This window comes from Lysinibacillus sp. 54212 (genome assembly GCF_036662795.1).
In the GTDB taxonomy this organism is placed as follows: domain Bacteria; phylum Bacillota; class Bacilli; order Bacillales_A; family Planococcaceae; genus Lysinibacillus_B.
Window position 1 is genome coordinate 120821 of the sequence record NZ_JBAFWZ010000005.1, and the last position, 17877, is coordinate 138697.

Annotated in this window: 16 protein-coding genes; 12 read left to right on the forward strand and 4 right to left on the reverse strand. The window is 38.2% G+C overall.

The window, feature by feature from the left end; translation table 11 throughout:
• Positions 1 to 17: 17 nt before the first annotated feature.
• Positions 18 to 683, forward strand: a complete 666-nt coding sequence (locus tag V4T18_RS05225; RefSeq protein ID WP_332647264.1) for a tetratricopeptide repeat protein — start codon at positions 18 to 20, stop codon at positions 681 to 683.
• Positions 684 to 726: 43 nt separating this feature from the next.
• Here the strand turns inward: V4T18_RS05225 and hisA are convergent, their stop codons facing one another.
• Entirely contained in the window at positions 727 to 1479 is a 753-nt protein-coding gene (hisA, locus tag V4T18_RS05230; RefSeq protein ID WP_332647267.1) for a phosphoribosylformimino-5-aminoimidazole carboxamide ribotide isomerase, read from the reverse strand.
• A 166-nt stretch (positions 1480 to 1645) separates the two neighbouring features.
• Here hisA and recD2 point away from each other — a divergent pair, with 166 nt between their 5' ends.
• A complete protein-coding gene (recD2, locus tag V4T18_RS05235; protein WP_332647270.1) occupies positions 1646 to 4141 on the forward strand; it encodes an SF1B family DNA helicase RecD2 in 2496 nt (831 codons plus the stop codon).
• 72 nt (positions 4142 to 4213) lie between these two features.
• Here the strand turns inward: recD2 and pdxR are convergent, their stop codons facing one another.
• On the reverse strand, positions 4214 to 5617 hold the full coding sequence (gene pdxR, locus V4T18_RS05240; RefSeq protein WP_332647272.1) for a MocR-like pyridoxine biosynthesis transcription factor PdxR: 1404 nt from the start codon (positions 5615 to 5617) through the stop codon (positions 4214 to 4216).
• 115 nt (positions 5618 to 5732) lie between these two features.
• On the opposite strand from pdxR, the gene V4T18_RS05245 reads away from it, so the two are divergent.
• From V4T18_RS05245 to V4T18_RS05255, 3 genes are all read left to right on the forward strand, one after another.
• Positions 5733 to 6692, forward strand: a complete 960-nt coding sequence (locus V4T18_RS05245) for a proline dehydrogenase family protein (RefSeq protein WP_332647273.1) — start codon at positions 5733 to 5735, stop codon at positions 6690 to 6692.
• Positions 6689 to 7591, forward strand: a complete 903-nt coding sequence (locus V4T18_RS05250) for a DMT family transporter (RefSeq protein WP_332647275.1) — start codon at positions 6689 to 6691, stop codon at positions 7589 to 7591. The genes V4T18_RS05245 and V4T18_RS05250 overlap by 4 nt, the downstream gene beginning before the upstream one ends.
• Positions 7592 to 8297: 706 nt before the next feature.
• Positions 8298 to 10316 (forward strand): bifunctional diguanylate cyclase/phosphodiesterase, encoded by a 2019-nt coding sequence (locus V4T18_RS05255; RefSeq protein WP_332647276.1) that lies wholly within the window; start codon positions 8298 to 8300, stop codon positions 10314 to 10316.
• A gap of 199 nt (positions 10317 to 10515) precedes the next feature.
• Here the strand turns inward: V4T18_RS05255 and V4T18_RS05260 are convergent, their stop codons facing one another.
• Complete coding sequence (locus tag V4T18_RS05260) at positions 10516 to 10662, reverse strand: hypothetical protein (RefSeq protein WP_332647278.1); 147 nt, start codon at positions 10660 to 10662, stop codon at positions 10516 to 10518.
• A complete protein-coding gene (locus tag V4T18_RS05265) occupies positions 10662 to 11951 on the reverse strand; it encodes a helix-turn-helix transcriptional regulator (RefSeq protein WP_332647279.1) in 1290 nt (429 codons plus the stop codon). Before V4T18_RS05265 ends, V4T18_RS05260 begins: the two co-directional genes overlap by 1 nt.
• Before the next feature lie 447 nt (positions 11952 to 12398).
• On the opposite strand from V4T18_RS05265, the gene V4T18_RS05270 reads away from it, so the two are divergent.
• The 7 genes from V4T18_RS05270 to V4T18_RS05300 all read left to right on the forward strand — a co-directional run bounded on the left by V4T18_RS05270 (position 12399) and on the right by V4T18_RS05300 (position 17785).
• Positions 12399 to 12581, forward strand: coding sequence for a hypothetical protein (locus V4T18_RS05270; protein ID WP_442916902.1), 183 nt, complete (start codon positions 12399 to 12401; stop codon positions 12579 to 12581).
• A gap of 51 nt (positions 12582 to 12632) precedes the next feature.
• The gene (locus V4T18_RS05275) at positions 12633 to 13166 is read left to right on the forward strand and encodes a hypothetical protein (protein ID WP_332647284.1); all 534 of its coding nucleotides are present in this window, start codon (positions 12633 to 12635) and stop codon (positions 13164 to 13166) included.
• The gene (locus V4T18_RS05280) at positions 13167 to 13355 is read left to right on the forward strand and encodes a hypothetical protein (protein WP_332647285.1); all 189 of its coding nucleotides are present in this window, start codon (positions 13167 to 13169) and stop codon (positions 13353 to 13355) included.
• A 563-nt stretch (positions 13356 to 13918) separates the two neighbouring features.
• The gene (gene alaS / locus V4T18_RS05285; RefSeq protein WP_332647288.1) at positions 13919 to 16576 is read left to right on the forward strand and encodes an alanine--tRNA ligase; all 2658 of its coding nucleotides are present in this window, start codon (positions 13919 to 13921) and stop codon (positions 16574 to 16576) included.
• Positions 16577 to 16661: 85 nt separating this feature from the next.
• Positions 16662 to 16934 (forward strand): IreB family regulatory phosphoprotein, encoded by a 273-nt coding sequence (locus V4T18_RS05290; RefSeq protein ID WP_332647291.1) that lies wholly within the window; start codon positions 16662 to 16664, stop codon positions 16932 to 16934.
• Positions 16931 to 17347, forward strand: coding sequence for a Holliday junction resolvase RuvX (gene ruvX, locus V4T18_RS05295; RefSeq protein ID WP_332647293.1), 417 nt, complete (start codon positions 16931 to 16933; stop codon positions 17345 to 17347). Before V4T18_RS05290 ends, ruvX begins: the two co-directional genes overlap by 4 nt.
• A gap of 141 nt (positions 17348 to 17488) precedes the next feature.
• A complete protein-coding gene (locus V4T18_RS05300) occupies positions 17489 to 17785 on the forward strand; it encodes a DUF1292 domain-containing protein (protein WP_332647296.1) in 297 nt (98 codons plus the stop codon).
• Positions 17786 to 17877 lie beyond the last annotated feature (92 nt).

Consider the following 17877-nt stretch of genomic DNA (forward strand, 5'->3'; position numbering starts at 1 on the left):
CTTTTTGAGGTGACAGAATGAAAGTAGATTATAATGAAATCGGGATTAAAGCGTTTCAGGAAAAGCGCTACGAGGATGCAGCACAGGCATTTAATGATGCTATTGAGCAAAATCCAGATGAGGCAATCGGCTATGTGAACTTTGGCAACTTATTGGCGACACTAAATGATACCGAGCGTGCAGAGCGCTTCTTTCAAAAGGCCATTGTAGTAGATGAAGGGGCAGCTACGGCTTATTATGGTCTTGCTAATTTATACTATAATGCGGAGCGATTTATCGAGGCAGCGAAGCTTTATCAAAAGTCAATCGATCATGGTATCGAGGGAGCAGATGCTTATTATATGCTTGCGAAAAGCTTCGAGCGAGAGGAAAACTACAAGCTAGCCTTGCCGTTTATGCAACGTGCAGCAGAGCTATCGCCAAACGATTTACAAATTCGTTTATCGTATGGTATTTTACTGTGCACACTTGAAATGTTCGAGCATGCAGGGCCAGAGCTCCAGTTTGTCATTGACAAGGATTGGAATAATGCAGATGCACATTACAATTTAGGCGTATTATATGCAGTATCGACATCCAAAACAGAGGATGCAAAATATCATTTAAAGCAGGCGTTCACGCTACAGCCTGAATTTGATCAGGCGCGTTATATTTATGATATGATTTGCCAGCGCCAAAACTAACATAGAAAGGCTACTCGATTGGGTAGCCTTTCTTACATACGTTTTATTTACAATAGGTTACAACCTGCTGGTACGGTAAATCACCACCGAAAATGTCGAGGGCGCTTCCGATTGTCACATGTAACCGGCCTTCGCTAAGTTGCTCGAATTTTCTTAAATCTTCAAGTGAACGTACCCCACCTGCATACGTAGTCGGAACGGATGTCCATTGTGCTAAATCCGCCACAAGCTCCTCCTGCATACCGCTTCGTTTACCCTCAACATCAACTGCATGAATTAGCAGCTCATCACAATAGCCTTCAATCATTCCGATAGAGCTAGCGTTCACTTCGAAATCACTAAATTTAGTCCACTTATCCGTGACCACATACCATTTCCCGTCCCGATTGCGGCAGCTTAAGTCAATGACAAGCTTTTCTTTCCCTACAGCAGCTACTAACCCCTCAAGACGTTCCATATCAAGTAATCCATCATGGAAAATATACGAGGTCACAATCACATGTGAGGCACCCGCGTCAATATATTTTTGGGCATTAGAGGCTGTAATACCGCCGCCAACCTGCAGACCACCCCGATACGCCTTTAATGCTGCTAGTGCGGCGTCCTCGTTACCAGAGCCAAGCATAATGACATGTCCACCTGTGAGTCTGTCCCGCTGAAACATACTCGCAAAGTACGTAGAATCATGCTCTGAAATAAAGTTCTCAATCACTTGCTTATCTTCATGTCCGAGAGTGCTTCCTACAATCTGTTTTACTTTTCCATCGTGTAAATCAATACAAGGTCTAAATTGCAACGTTTAACAAACCTTTCTTAAGTAGAATATTTAATTATCATATCATTTTTATCTCTCTGAAATATAAAGAATCTTGTGAAAGACGACAAAGCTTCATATTTCAAGGACAGCATAGAGATAAATATGTTAAAATATGCGTATTATTTATCGGTAAGGAGCGAGAAGGGTGGCAGAAAATCTCGATTTGTTTGAATCCAATAAGCTATTTATATTAGGCCGTCCAATCGTATCTATTTTTCATAATGCAACTAATATGTATTCGATTGTTCGTGTAAAAATTCAAGAGACAAACCTACAATATCAAGAGAAAGAAATCATTGTTGTTGGCTATTTTCCACAGCTTACAGAGGATGAAATGTATCGATTTACGGGTGTTATAAAAACGCATCCAAAATACGGCATGCAGTTTCAGGTGGACACCTTCGAAAAAGAAATGCCTGCAACAGAAACGGGTATTGTCCATTATTTATCAAGTGATTTATTTCCGGGGATTGGGCGCAAGACAGCTGAAACGATTGTTGAAAAGCTAGGTGTGGATGCACTTCAAAGAATTATGGAAGATCCCGAGGCGCTAGATGCAATTCCGAGGCTTTCAGGCGAGAAAAAGCTGCAAATACGGTCGGCTGTTGAGCAAAATTTAGGCTTACAGCGAGTGATGATTCAGTTGAATGATTGGGGCTTTGGACCACAGCTCGGGATGAAAATATACCAAACGTATCGTGAGGAAACGATTCCACTACTGACCGAAAATCCGTTTCGATTAATTGAGGATGTGGAAGGGGTCGGCTTCCAACGTGCAGATGAGCTAGGGGCGAGACTAGGCATTACGGGAAATCATCCGGACCGAATAAAGGCGGCAATTTTCCATGTGCTCACAACAGCTGCCTTATCAGATGGGCATGTATATTTAAATGCTGAGCATGTCCTGCCAAATGTAAAGGACATGTTAGAGCAAAGTCAGCGAGTGGAAATTCCATATGAGGCGATCTCGCAGGCGTGTATTGAAATGCGTGAGGAAAGTAAAATTTGCGGCGAGGAAACAAGACTGTATCTTCCTTCTCTTTATTTTAGTGAAATCGGCATTGCCTCAAAAATTCTTGAGTTAGTCGAGCAAAATAAAAAACATACCCATTTCTCAAAGGATGAAATTCGAAAAGCAATCGGGGAAGTAGAGGAGCGCTATGAGGTCACTTATGCTCCAACACAGGCGCAGGCAATTGAAACAGCCCTTAATTCAGCCCTGATGATACTAACGGGCGGTCCCGGTACCGGAAAAACGACAGTTATTAAAGGACTTGTCGAGGTGTATGCTGAGCTACACGGGCTTTCGCTAGATCCGAAAGTCTACGCGCAAAAAGAGGAGCCGTTTCCGATTGTGTTGGCCGCACCAACAGGCCGTGCAGCAAAGCGGTTAGCAGAATCTACAGAGCTACCAGCAATGACGATTCATCGCCTTTTAGGATTCACTGGACAAGAAAAGGACGGGGACGAGGAAATAGGACGAGACATTACGGGACGACTTGTTATTATTGATGAAATGTCCATGGTGGATACATGGCTAGCGCACCAATTAATGAAAAGCTTACCTGAGGATGTTCAAGTTGTTTTTGTTGGTGACCAAGATCAGCTACCACCAGTAGGACCCGGGCAAGTGTTAAAGGATTTACTCGCCTCAAAACAAATTCAGACGGTGGAGCTTACGGATGTTTACCGACAAGCGGAAGGGTCAACAATTATTGAAATTGCCCATAGTATTAAAAAGGGGATTGTACCCGATACATTAACGACAAAAACAGCGGATCGTTCCTTTATTAAGGCAAGTGCTGACCAAGTAACAAATGTGGTAACACAGGTTGTGAAGTCTGCTGTGGCAAAAGGTCATGCTATTAAAGATATTCAAGTACTAGCCCCAATGTATAAAGGTCCAGCCGGCATTGATGCGTTAAATAAGCAAATTCAGGAGCTTGTCAATCCGAATGATGGTACGCGGAAGGAGCTTGTATTTGGCGATACGGTTTACCGAATTGGCGATAAAGTGCTGCAGCTCGTGAATCAGCCTGAAAGTAATGTGTTTAACGGGGATATGGGTGAGGTTATTTCGATTATTAAGGCAAAGGAAACAATCGAAAAGCAGGATCTTCTCGTTGTATCGTATGAAGGGCTAGAGGTGACGTATCAGCGACCGGATTTAAATCAAATTACGCTTGCTTATTGCTGCTCCATTCATAAATCACAGGGCTCAGAGTTTCAAACAGTTATTATGCCGGTTGTGCGGAGCTATTCAAAAATGCTACGAAGAAATTTACTTTATACCGGGATTACTCGGGCTAAAAATTTCCTCATCCTTTGTGGAGAACCAGATGTACTAGCCTACGGATTAGCCAAAACGGATGACTTAACTCGACTAACAAGCTTACAGACAAGGTTAAATCCGATAGCTGTAGTGGAGGAGCCTGTTGTGGAGGTATCCACTCCTAAAGAGGAGAAGCTCCATGAGGTTGCACCGAGCAAACCTGCTTCATCACAACAAGAGCAGCTACAGCTAGAAAACGTAGCAAACGAACGACCACCTGTTTTAACTACAGAAACAGCGCCATACATTCATCCATTAATCGGTATGGAGGGGGTTACACCATATAATTTTCTAGAAGAGTCGTCTTAAATTTAGAGGGACTCTTCTATACAAAAAGCTGATAAATTCCGAAGCTTAAGGGATTTATCAGCTTTTTTAAATTTATAATGTACAGATTATGTTATACAGTCGATGGATTCCTTCTTGTATTTCCTCGTTATTTAGATGCCCATAGCCTAAAATAATTCGATTCGAATGTTTTCCCTTTTCTATTGTATGATCCTCTACAGGGTAAACTTTAACACCAGCCTGCTCAATTTGCCTGAGTGCTTGATTTGTAAATGGGAAGTCTGGCAATTCAAGAATAAGATGTAAGCCTGTTGAATAACCGATGATATTTGCCTTGTTCGAAAATGTTGTGCTAATACATTGAATTAGAAAATCTCTTCGTTTTTTATATACTTTTTTCATCTTTGTAATATGTCTTTCTAAAAGACCCTCTTCAATAAATCGAGCAAGAATAAGCTGATCTAAAGAAGGGGTGTGTAGATCTGAAAACCATTTCAGCCTTCTACATTTTTCAATAAGAGCTGGAGGAAGAATGACATACCCTATTCTCAGAGCAGGGGATAAAATTTTGCTAAATGAACCAATGTACAGCACACGCTCTGGTTCTAACCCCTGCAGTGAACTAACGGGTGAACCTTCATAGCGAAACTCACTGTCATAATCATCCTCGACAAGATAACAGTTTGATTTTCTTGAATAATCAATCAATTGAATCCGTCTTTGAATCGGTAACGTACCTCCTATAGGGAACTGATGAGAGGGCGTAATGAAAATAAACTTCGGATCTTTGTTTTCTGGTAACAAAGATGTCTTCATCCCAAATTCATCAACAGGAATAGGCAAAATGGAAGAACCAGTAGCTCTAAAAATCGTTTGAATATCATTCGTAATGGGATCTTCCATTGCTACCATATCACCCTTGGATAGTAGTAATTTAGAAACGAGTGTTAAAGCTTGAGTGGCACCAGAAGTGATGACGATTTGGTCTGGATGGCAATTCACTCCTCTTGTTTTCAATAAGTAACGTGATAGAACCGTTCGTAATTCTGGACGCCCTTCAGGAATATCATATCCGAACATCGTATTGGACGTATCGTTCCATACTGAATGAGCCAATTTTGCCCAAGTTTTGCGAGGAAATAAATCTAGAGCTGGAATCCCTGATCGAAAGTTAATAAGCTGTTCCTCTTTGATGTTCTCTTCGTCAGCAGGATTCGTATGAAATAATGCTCTTTTTTTTGATTGCTTTAAAACAGCTCCTTCTGCAATAAATGTACCTGAGCCCGTTCGTGAAGTTAAAAAGCCTTCAGCGAGCAGTTGGTCATAAGCTTCTAAAATGACATTTCTGGACACTTTTAGCTGGGAAGATAGTTCTCGTGTCGACGGTAATTTTTCTCCAGATTGAAATTCTCCATTTAAAATGCGTTCACGTATTTGTCCGTAAATTTGCTTAATTAGCGGTATTTCTAAAGAGCGATCAATAGGTAGCCATAGCATATGTACATCTCTCCTCCTCTAAAATTGGTACCACAAAAAAATGGAATAAATGGCACTAATGTATACCATTTTATCATGTTAAAGTGAACCTAAATAGAAAAGGAGATGTATAGAAATGAAAAATCCAGAAACTCAATTCACTCAAGCATTGAAATCTGTTGCAAGAAATGAAAGCATCAAACATCACATAGAACAATCGCCAGAACTCTATCCCGTATTATTAAAAGCGGCAAAGAGATATGTCGCTGGAGAAGAACGAAACGATGGGGTTATCCTTGCAAATGAACTGGTTTCAAGTGGCTATTCTGTTTCACTAGAATATATAGGGGAAAATACGACAAGTTTAGAGGAATGCCAAAAAGCGAAAGAGGAATTTTTGAAGCTTATTGAAGAAATGGGCTCGATGTCTATGAGGCAAACCGTTTCGCTCGATCTTTCTCATATTGGACTATCCTTGAATCGGGAAACAGCGTATCTTCATTTACTGGAAATAGCCAAGAAAGCACAGAATTATGGTATCACTGTCATGATCAGTATGGAGGAATCGGCGAAAACCAACGATATTCTGTCGATTTATAAAAAAGCTACAGAGCAGTATCCTAACGTTGGAATAACTATACAGGCCCATTCTAATCGATCCTCTAATGATATTCAGGAGCTCATTCATTATCCAGGGAAAATACGACTGGTCAAAGGGGCATATGAGGAACCATCTACTATTGCGATAGCAAGATCAAAAGATTTAAATAATCGTTACCTCCAATTTGTAGAATACTTAATAGATGCGAATCATCCTATTTCCATTGCGACTCATGATGAATCGATCCTACAAGAATTGGAGCATCGTCAATATTTGAAGCAACCTCAAGTGGAAATAGAAATGCTCTACGGCATACGCCAGGATTTAATAAAAGATTTAAAAAGGAAAGGCTATAACAGTAAAGTGTATTTGACGTATGGAACAGAGTGGTACTTGTATTTATGTCACCGAATTGCTGAATATCCTGAAAATCTTTTCCTTGCAATAACAGATATAATCAACCCGTCTTTCATAGAAAGTAGTAGGTCCTATTGAATGAACAATTAGTAGCGAGCTTTAAAATCGTTTTGGCCATGATTATTGTAGGTAGTTCTGTTGTAGTGGGAAAATTGATTGTTCAAAGTTTCCCTGTGTTTTTAGCTTCAGAACTAAGATTTCTTGTCGCAGCAGTGATTTTGGTGCCATTACTCTTAAAGCTGGAAGGCTTTCCGTCTGTTAGCATGAAGGATTTGTGTATTTTGATTTTACAAGCAATTTGTGGCCTATTTTTGTTTAGTATTTTTATGCTGTATGGTCTGGAACTCACAACAGCTATTGACGCTGGAATAATAACAAGTATTCTTCCAGCTGTGATAGGGGCTCTTGCTCTCCTTTTTCTAAAAGAAAAATTAACGAAAAGGGTAGGAATCGGCATTTTTTTAGCTGTAGTAGGGGTAATGGTGATAAATGGTAGTGGAGATTTTTCCATCATTACTCATGATTCCTACTCAATGGTAGGGAATCTCCTTATTTTAGGTGCTGTAATTTGTGAGGCGTTATTTATTATATTAGGGAAATTTGTGTCACAACGAGTTAGTCCACTTGCACTTTCTACATTTGTTAGTGTTTTAGGTGCGATCTTATTTTTACCTTTTTCTCTTTACGAAGGCTATCATTTTAAATTTGATGAAGTAACATTTGGAGAATGGGGACTTATATTGTATTCCGGTATAGTGGTCACAGTTATTGCCTTTATTATGATGTATCAGGGAGTTTCAAAAGTACCAGCAAGTAAAGTAGGGGTTTTGACAGGTGTTTTACCAATTAGCAGCATTATTCTATCTGTAGTTATCTTAGGTGAAGTCCTTTCGTTTTACCATATTATAGGCACAATATTAGTGTTAGTGGCTATTTTTATAATGGCGAAAAGACCAGAACGAAGAGCAGGCTATTAGCTCCAGTTCAAGTATAAAAAAGTTTCAATTCGTGCGTATAAAATTTAATTATTTCCGCATGCTAATTCAAACTGAATATTGAAGAATAAAGAGAAGATTCCAGCTGTCAAAAAACCGCTGCAATCTTTTTCTTATTTTTAGAGGTATTTTCTTTAATGAACCAAATTATAGTTCATCACCATAAGTCGGAGTTGCTATAAATACACCGTACACTAAACTCTACGTTACACGTGCTAAAATTGCATAAAATAATTTTGAATAAACCATTTTGCTAAATGTTAATCCTCATTAATTATCCATTAAGAAATATTGCTCCTGCGGTGGTCGCATCATCATGTCACCATCCTCGTCGCAAAGGAACCGTCTCAAAATGCCTTTTCAGACGGTCCCTTTGTTGATTAGAGTGGAGCCAGCGTGAGTGCATCTGTCGGCTACGCCTTTCGATGCAGAAATAATCGGTTCCTTTCACTGGGGAACAGATTATTTTCCTTGGAGATTAGCGTCTAGAGAAGAACGAAGGCTAGAATCGCCACGTCGTGTGACAATTTATCTGCGCAAAACATCTGTTGAAATCAACATCTATTTATGGATAAAAGTTCAAAATATTACATTGTTATATTATTTTATCATAATATAATAAATAAAATGACAAATACTGTTCTAAACATGGTATTATTTTGGTAAAAATGTAATAGGGGTTGAAAATTTGCACTTTAATGGTATTGTTCCTGATGAATTTCAGCAGCTCCTCGGAGATTATGATATAAATCTGGTCATTTTATCCATCGCCTTTGCATGTATTGCTTCATATACGGCTCTAGCACTTAATGAACGATCAAAAAACAATAGCTTTTTGAGTCGATATTTTTGGTTTTCACTCTCCTCAGTAGCAATGGGCTTTGGTATTTGGTCTATGCACTATATGGGGATGTTTTCATATTCGCTGCCAGTTGAAATTCATTATAATTTAATATTGACAATTTTATCTATTTTTCCAGCAATGCTCGCGTCCTTCATCGCTTTTTATATTATTAATTCGGTAAGGTTGACATTAAAGTCAGCAGCTTTGATGAGTGTATTAACGGGATTAGGCGTATTTGGCATGCATATGATCGGTATGGCTTCTATGAGACTGGACGCTCTTTATGTACATAATCATGCTGGTCTATTATTGTCCATACTTTCTTCATCCGTTGGGTTTTTTATATTATCCAGTTTTCATAAATACTTACATAAAATATATACCCGATTCGCGTTAGCGTTAGTAATAGGGCTTTCTGTATCGGCTACTCACTATATAGCCATGCTATCTGTCACGTTTTATGTACCATTTTCAACTAGGATAAATGATTATACAATACCTTTGGAAAATCGCTATGTATGGGCGATTAGTTTAACAACGGTGTTACTCCTTATTGTTTTCTTTTTAATGTGCTGGTCTATTATAGATCGTTATATAGAGACGAAATCAAGGAGTCTAGATACATTAACGAAATTACCAAACTCCGTTCAATTTGAGGATAACATAAAGAAAAAAGATTATTCTCAAATAGCGATATGGCATATTGAGGATCTATCAAAAATTAATAGAACCTATGGCTATCATATTGGAGATCATTACATACAACAAATTAGTACTATTTTAAAGAATGGGCAGGCTAGAGATGAACTGTATCGAATCGATAATAATCGGTTTGTTTTTTTGTCGAGCCAGCTCGGAAGTCTTTTTGAACTAAGAATGAAATCGATTGCTACTAGCTTAGAACGGCCGATTGAAATGAAAAACGAGTGGCATGTTCCAGCGGCTGTCTGTGCATTAGCAAAAGCAAGCGAAACGAAGGATGGAAAGGAATTATTTAAAAGGGCAAAGGCCATTTTGCGTTCGTCATCCATTGACTATGATCGAAAAATAATCATTTATAATCCGAGTGAGCATAGCACGAGCATTGAAGAGGAATTATTAGTAGATATTCAACGGGCAATGGAAGACAATGAGCTGTTTCTAGTGTATCAGCCAAAGATTTCAAGTAGAGAAAATCGATTAGTGGGTGTAGAGGCACTTTTGCGATGGGAGCATCCTAAGCATGGTTTTTTGAGTCCTGCTATTTTCATACCTATTTTAGAGAGAAACGGATTGATGGGGCCTGTTACCGATTGGATTATTGAACAGGTGTGTAAGCAGATTGCCAAGTGGAAGGATACTAGATTTGCTTTTCATCAAGTATCAGTAAATATACCGGGAAGCTATGTAACCTCACCACAGCTACTTTTTATGCTAAATAGTTTAGTTGAGAAATACAGCATCTGTCCTAAGCAGCTTGAGCTTGAAATTACAGAAACGAGCTTTGTGAAAAATTTAGAGCAGGCGATGAGAGCGGTAGGGGAGTTTCGCGAAAAGGGATATTCTGTAGCCCTAGATGATTTTGGAACAGGCCTATCCTCGCTTTCTTACTTGCGTCAAATGTCAATTAATACGCTGAAAATTGATAAAGCATTTATCGATGAGGTTGTGCATTCTGAAAAAGACGAGGCGATTTTGCGAGCTATAATTTCGTTAGGACAATCCTTGCATTTAAGAATCGTCGTAGAGGGTGTTGAAACGGTTGAACAGGTGAATTTAATTAATCAACTATGCGAGCATCCGATTATACAAGGCTATTACTTTGCAAAGCCGATGAGAGTAGCTGAATTAGAGCAACACTATTCATTGGAGAAGGTTAGGTAGCTATGAATAAGGCATAACTACACCTCGAGGGTTAGTCGCATAATTCAACACTATAAAAAATTCCCCCCTTCATTTATTAAAAAGGGGGGATTAATAATTGAGCAGGATGTGACTGGAAAGTAAAACCTTTCAGAGCACTCCCTTCAACTAGAAAATATTGCTCCTCCGATGGTCGAATAATAATGCTACGATTCTAATCTCATAATGTCTTTTCAGAAGGGTCCTTCGTTATTGAAGGTATTTCATCGACATTAGAAAGTTCAACAGTGGATAAATTACTCATTAAATAATCTCCAAAGAAAACAACACTGCCAACGATAAACATAGTGAAAATAAATTTTTTCATTAAAGATCCTCCCAGCTGATTATACTTTTATCTTTAAAAATATACTGATTTGCTTCCGAATAATATTGAGCAGAAAGTTTATATTTTTTTTGGCTAAAATACCACTCTGCTAACGCAATGCTATATTTATTAGCATAATAATAATTTTGCGTTTCGAAGAAGTATTTAATCGCATTTTCAGCGGCGAATATCGATGAGTCATCAGCCTGGTAAAGTGATTTATAAAAAGTGAAGTGATGCTCATACGAAATGAGGCTTTCATCGACTAAATCGTTTAACAATTGTAGTCCTTCATTACACCATTTAATAATTAACTTCGTATTTTTCATTTTGGAATATTCAATAACCAAGCCTAAGATGGTGATGAGTTTACTCTTTCCATTTTTATATTCTAAACTCTTATAAAAATGGCGGATTCCCTCCTCTCTGTTACCCATTGAAATAGATAATGAGCCGAGGTTGTGATGAATAATGCCAAAATGGTCATCACCTAAGTTGAACTTTTCACTAATTTCCTTTGCTTTTAAATAGTGGTTCAATGCTTCATTGAAATGACCGTTTTTTTTATAAGTGATACCTATTAATAAGTGGCAGTCTATCACCCTATCCATGCAAAAGTGGTCCTTAAAATAATCTAAAGCTTTATTTAAATAATGGACGGATATTGTAGTTTGATCATTGGTAATATAGGTTAGGGCAATCATATAGTTCAATTCTGCTTGTTCCCAATCCTCTAGTTTAAGATCTATAGATTGGGCCTGCTCGAAATAATGAATCGCTTCTTTGTAATTTGAAATTAAGTAAGAGTAGATTGCGTTGTTTATAGAGAGTAAGTAAATTTGTTGTGGATTGAAGTTGCTGCTTAAACCATTTAAGTATTGTAATTCTAGTTTTATCTCTGTGAAATCTTCACCGATTATTAAACGGAGTCTTAATAAAACAAGTAAATACGTATAATACAATGCTTGGCTTTCAAATAAGTAGTTTATATTTTGTAATTCCTCTAATCTTTGTTGTGTTGTTAATTTATTTTTATTTATAATAACATCCTTGTATATACTGTTTAAATATTCAGAAAAAGAAGCGTCTTCCTCGAAAGTGCTCTTTCTAATCTTGCTTATATCTAAATTCAATTTCTTTAATAATAATAAAACGATCTCCTCACTCGGAATAATAATTTCCTGTTCTATCCTGGATAAGTAGGAAGAGGTACAAATGCCTTTAGCTAATACGACCTGTTTCATGCCTTGTCTCATTCTTTCGTTTTTTATAATATGTCCCACTTTCATGCTCTATCCTACTTTCTATAATATATTATGGGCTTGGATTAAATAGAATTAAAAAAAGATGTTCAAATTTGTAATAAAAATTATGTTTTTTAGATAATTATACATCTAATTACACAACTTCTTTCTATTAATTTATCCTTTTTCAGATGTTAACATTAACTTATAATAGCCTCTTGTCCAATGGTTTCGACGAAGATAGTAGTGCAGCAGGCGTGTACTTCCTAATTTGATGTAATCGCTATAGTTTAAACCCGCATCTACTATTATATATATTTCTAATCAATAAAATATTCATAGTAGACAATAGCGAACAACGTACAAATTACGCCTTTAGCTATTTTACTAAATCTGAAAATGTGGCATTTTATTGACAAATATAGTTGTAATTTTTTGTGGAAAATCCCTTTAATATTTAAAGACATAACGAAAAGAAAGGAGGGGATTATGTTGGAGCAAATAGTTCAAGCAATATCAACAGTGGGATTTCCAATTATCGCATTCCTATTAATTTTTTGGAAGTTTGATAAGTCTTTAGGAATCTTAATCGTAGCTGTGAACAGTAATACACAAGCTGTTCAACTATTATTACAAAAAGAAGGAATGGGATTAAATGAAATCACTAAAAAGTAGGTTTTTTTTGAAATAAAATAGAACGTACGCTCTAAATTAAGGGGTGCTGTGATGAATAATCGATTAATCCAATCATTTTTACAAGATCCAAAAATGGATGAGCTATATCAAGAGTATTTAATAAATCCGACTAACGATAAAAAAATATGTATTGAACAGCACTTTAAAGAACATGTGAAAAAGATGAAGATACTCAGTTATTTTTCTAAAGTGTTATTTTTTGAAGCGCAACGCTTTGACCGGAAAATTAGGTATGTTTCTAATAAAAACCCCTTAATATTAGACGGTGATGATTCCATTTTTCTCGAGATTATAGCATCACAAAACGACAATGATTCATTTGATAGTTCATTGGAAAATGCAGAGCAATTACAGATTCTATTTGAAGATAAACATTTGTTTAACATTATTTCAAATTTGAATAGTAAAAATAAGGAATTATTATATTTGCTGTATGTAAAGGAAATGAACGAAGCTGAAGTCGCTAATTGTTGGGGAGTCTCACAGCAAGCAATTAATAAAAAAAAGAAAAGCATCTTAAAGAAGATTAGAGTGAAATATAAGCAGGAGAGGGGTGAAAAATAGATGGAGAGTAACTTTGAAGTTGAAGTAATACAATTATTAACACCAAAAATTAAAAGCGTTTTAAGACAAACATCACGTCAAAATCAAGGTGATTTAGAGCAAGAGCTGATATTATTAATGCTAACCAAGATGGATAAAGGCCATTTTTCAGAGGCTCCGTCTTTTTTTGAATTAGTGAAAGAAACATGATGTTCAAGGGCTGTTTGACTCCTCCAATCGATTATTAAAGTTTTATAAAATAAGGGATAGTCTTATAAGAAAATATAAATGAGCTTCGAATTGTATTATTTTGAAAAAGAAAGGAAAGTGAATGGGACAGCCCCCATCGTTCTTCTCCGATTATAGAATTGATTGACACAGATTACCGTTTTTTTTATAATGCTAAGTAGAATACAGAAAATCGATGATGGAAAAAGTACGTTTTATTGCGTGTAAAGAAAGAGATTCCTCTGGCTGAAAGAATCTTACAAGAGCGTAAAACCGAAAGCTACTCCAGAGTGCAGCTAATCACTGCCGTTTGCTTACGTTACAAGTGCTTGAGAGATAAGTTGGTCCATGTGCCGATTTATAACTAGGGTGGTACCGCGAAAACAACGATATAGTCTTCGTCCCTTTATTGGGATGGGGGCTTTTTTTGTTTTTAATTAGTATCGTCACTTAAAATAATGAAAATGTTAAGTTCAACGTAGAAAAATACTTTACACATCATCCGTATTTCAAAATATAAAAGGCATTTTAGGAGGAAAATAACGATGAAAGCAGTAGAAATTCGCCGTCTTTACTTAGAGTTCTTTAAAGAAAAAAATCATCATCATGAGCCATCAGCGCCACTTGTACCAATTAATGATCCATCTCTTCTATGGATTAACTCAGGGGTTGCGACTTTAAAGCCGTACTTTGATGGTCGTATTATTCCAGATAACCCACGTATTACGAATGCACAAAAATCAATTCGTACGAATGATATTGAAAACGTAGGGAAAACAGCTCGTCACCATACTTTCTTTGAAATGCTAGGGAACTTCTCTATTGGTGATTATTTCAAAAAAGAATCGATCCATTATGCGTGGGAGTTTTTAACGGATAAAAAATGGATGGGCTTTGATCCTGAGCTACTTTCTATTACAATCCACCCGGAAGACCAGGAAGCGTATGATGTATGGCATAACGAAATTGGTATTCCTGAGGAGCGTTTAATTCGTTTAGAAGGGAACTTCTGGGATATCGGAGAAGGTCCATCTGGTCCAAACTCTGAAATTTTCTATGATCGTGGAGAAGAGTATGGCTTCGGTACACCAGAAGAGGAAATGTACCCAGGTGGTGAGAACGAGCGTTACCTTGAAATTTGGAATTTAGTATTCTCACAATTTAACCACAACCCGGATGGCACATACACGCCACTACCAAAGCAAAACATCGATACAGGTATGGGCTTAGAGCGTATCGTTTCTGTTGTACAAAACGTACCAACAAACTTTGATACAGACCTTTTCATGCCAATTATCGAAAAAACAGAGGAATTTGCAAACCGTCCTTACAAACGTCAAGGCGAAGTAGCGCTTAGCGAAATTTTCGGTTCAGCTGAAGATATTAATACGCCATTTAAAGTCATTGCAGACCATATTCGTACAGTGGCATTTGCAATCGGTGACGGTGCTCTGCCATCAAATGAAGGGCGCGGCTACGTTTTACGTCGATTGCTTCGTCGTGCAGTGCGCTATGCAAAACAAATCGGCATCGAAAAACCATTTATGTTTGAGCTAGTGCCAACTGTTGGTGAAATCATGCAAGACTTCTACCCAGAAGTAACGGAAAAGTGTGCGTTTATTCAACGTGTGATTAAAAATGAAGAGGTTCGCTTCCACGAAACGCTTGATGGTGGCTTAGCTATTTTCAACGCAGTAGTAGAAAGTCAAAAAGCAAAAGGTGAGAAGGTTATTCCAGGTGCGGATGCATTCCGTTTATATGATACGTACGGTTTCCCAATCGAGTTAACAGAAGAGTACGCAGAAGAAGTAGGCATGACTGTCGACCATGAAGGCTTTGAAGTGGCGATGGAAGCACAGCGTGAACGTGCTCGTAATGCACGTGGGGATGTAGATTCAATGCAAGTTCAAAGCGAAGTACTGTCGAACTTAAAGCAAGAATCAACTTACATTTATGATGCAATGGAAGCACGCGGTACAATCGCGGCAATCGTTGTAGCTGGTCAAGAAACGAACACAGCATCTGAAGGTGACGAAGCATTAGTGATTTTATCGAACACTCCATTCTATGCTGAAATGGGTGGTCAAATTGCAGATACTGGTGTCATCGAAGCGGATGGCTTTAAAGCAATCGTTAAAGATGTACAAAAAGCACCAAATGGACAGCCTCTTCACACAGTTGTAGTAGAGTCTGGTGAAATGCACGTTGGTGATGAGATGACGGCAACGGTTGACCGTGAAAAACGTACGTTAATCTTGAAAAACCATACAGCAACTCACCTTATGCACCGTGCATTAAAAGATGTATTAGGTGACCATGTAGCACAGGCGGGTTCTTATGTTGGCCCAGACCGTTTACGCTTTGACTTCTCTCACTTCGGTCCAGCAACTAAAGAAGAGCTAGCAAGAGTAGAGCGTGCGGTAAACGAAAAGATTTGGGAAGATATCGAGGTTGTTATTCGTGAAATGCCAATCGACGAAGCAAAAGCGATGGGCGCAATGGCGTTATTCGGTGAGAAATATGGCGATGTTGTTCGTGTTGTAGCCCTTTCCGACTATTCGGTTGAGCTTTGCGGTGGTTTACACGTTCAACGTTCTTCTGAAATTGGGTTCTTTAAAATCTTATCTGAAGGTGGTATTGGTGCAGGTACTCGCCGTGTCGAAGCAGTCACAGGTAAAGCTGCTTACTTCGCAGTGAAGGAAGAGGAAGCCGTTCTAGCTGAAGCGGCGGCGTTGTTAAAAGCAAATCCAAAGGACGTGGCGACACGTGTAGCAAGCTTACAGGCGGATTATAAAGAATTACAACGTGAAAACGAGTCACTATCGCAAAAAATTGCAAATGCACAAGCGGGCGCGGTGCTTGATGCAGCTCGAAAAATTGGTGATGTAACTGTACTTGCAACAAAAGTAGAGGCAAAAGACAATAACCAGCTTCGTCAAATGATGGATGATTTAAAAGAAAAAATGAATCAGGCTGTTATCGTTTTAGGAGCGGTTGATGGTGACAAAGTAATGTTATGTGCTGGCGTAACGAAAGACATCGTTGGCGGTGCATATCATGCAGGTAATATCGTGAAAACTGTTGCAGAAGCGTGCGGCGGTAAAGGCGGCGGTCGTCCAGATATGGCTATGGCCGGTGCAAAGGATGGTTCAAAACTTGAAGAAGCACTAAATTCTGTGTATGATTACGTTAAATCCATTTAATCTATAGAGTAATTCGGTTATAATATAAGAAATGGAGATGGGGTTTGTCCTCCATCTCCTTATTTCTGAAAGCGAGGTGCTGGTCTTGAGTTCTTTTGATCAAACGATGAAGTTTAATTTTCCTGAAGAATCAATGGAAGAAGAAGTAAAGCAAGTAATGCTTAAGGTGTACACGGCATTAGAAGAAAAGGGCTACAATCCGACAAACCAAATTGTAGGCTACTTACTTTCTGGTGATCCGGCATACATCCCTCGCCACCAAGATGCACGTAACTTAATTCGCAAGCTCGAGCGCGATGAAATTCTAGAGGAGCTTGTCAAATTTTATATTAGAAAGAACACCGAGGCGAATAAATGAGAATTATGGGATTAGACGTTGGCACGAAAACTGTCGGCGTTGCAATTAGTGATGCGCTTGGCTGGACAGCTCAAGGTATTGAAACTGTGAAAATTGATGAAGAAGCAGGCGAATTTGGTATCCAACGTATTAAAGAGCTTGTGTCGGAGTATGCTGTAACAGAATTTGTTGTCGGCTATCCGAAAAATATGAATAACACAGTTGGTCCGCGTGGTGAAGCTTCTGAAAACTATAAAAAGCTTTTAGAAGAAACCTTTGGATTACCGGTAAAGCTTTGGGATGAGCGCTTAACAACAATGGCTGCAGAGCGTATGCTGATTGAAGCCGATGTCAGTCGAAAAAAACGCAAGCAGGTTATTGATAAAATGGCTGCTGTGATGATTTTACAGGGCTATTTAGATAGTAAAAATTAAATTGATTAGGCTAGCCTAATCAATTTAATTTTCTGCCCCGAAATCAAAGCGACAGGGGCAAAAATATTTTCTGTGCTAAAAGTAGAGCGACGCACACATTAGTAAATGAAACAACCAAATAATTTTAAGAGGTGACAGGTAATGGAACAACAAGAACAACGTCATATTACAATCGTAGATGAGAGCGGAAACGAGCAATTATGTGAAGTAATCCACACATTCGATTCAGAGGAGTTTGGAAAATCATATGTACTATACTCTCTAGTAGGTGCAGAAGAGGACGAGGACGGTCAAATCGAAATTTTCGCTTCTTCTTTCACACCATCTGAAAACGGTGAAGACGGCGAATTAGAGCCAATCGAAACAGAGGCAGAGTGGGACCTAATCGAGGACGTTTTAAACGCACTAGAAGATGAGTTCGGAGACGACGAAGAGTAATGAAAAAACAAAACAGGGGAGGCTTTCGCCGACTCTGTTTTACTTTTTTCTGAACGAAAAGCATACGATAAGTTACTAGTGGTATGAAAAAT

Bases quoted from the DNA above. Each gene is read 5' to 3' on its own strand.
- V4T18_RS05275 (WP_332647284.1), top strand. From the start codon at position 12,633: ATGAATAATCGATTAATCCAATCATTTTTACAAGATCCAAAAATGGAT.
- alaS (WP_332647288.1), top strand. From the start codon at position 13,919: ATGAAAGCAGTAGAAATTCGCCGTCTTTACTTAGAGTTCTTTAAAGAA.
- V4T18_RS05265 (WP_332647279.1), bottom strand. From the start codon at position 11,951: ATGAAAGTGGGACATATTATAAAAAACGAAAGAATGAGACAAGGCATG.
- V4T18_RS05245 (WP_332647273.1), top strand. From the start codon at position 5,733: ATGAAAAATCCAGAAACTCAATTCACTCAAGCATTGAAATCTGTTGCA.
- ruvX (WP_332647293.1), top strand. From the start codon at position 16,931: ATGAGAATTATGGGATTAGACGTTGGCACGAAAACTGTCGGCGTTGCA.
- V4T18_RS05300 (WP_332647296.1), top strand. From the start codon at position 17,489: ATGGAACAACAAGAACAACGTCATATTACAATCGTAGATGAGAGCGGA.
- V4T18_RS05225 (WP_332647264.1), top strand. From the start codon at position 18: ATGAAAGTAGATTATAATGAAATCGGGATTAAAGCGTTTCAGGAAAAG.
- V4T18_RS05280 (WP_332647285.1), top strand. From the start codon at position 13,167: ATGGAGAGTAACTTTGAAGTTGAAGTAATACAATTATTAACACCAAAA.
- V4T18_RS05260 (WP_332647278.1), bottom strand. From the start codon at position 10,662: ATGAAAAAATTTATTTTCACTATGTTTATCGTTGGCAGTGTTGTTTTC.
- pdxR (WP_332647272.1), bottom strand. From the start codon at position 5,617: ATGCTATGGCTACCTATTGATCGCTCTTTAGAAATACCGCTAATTAAG.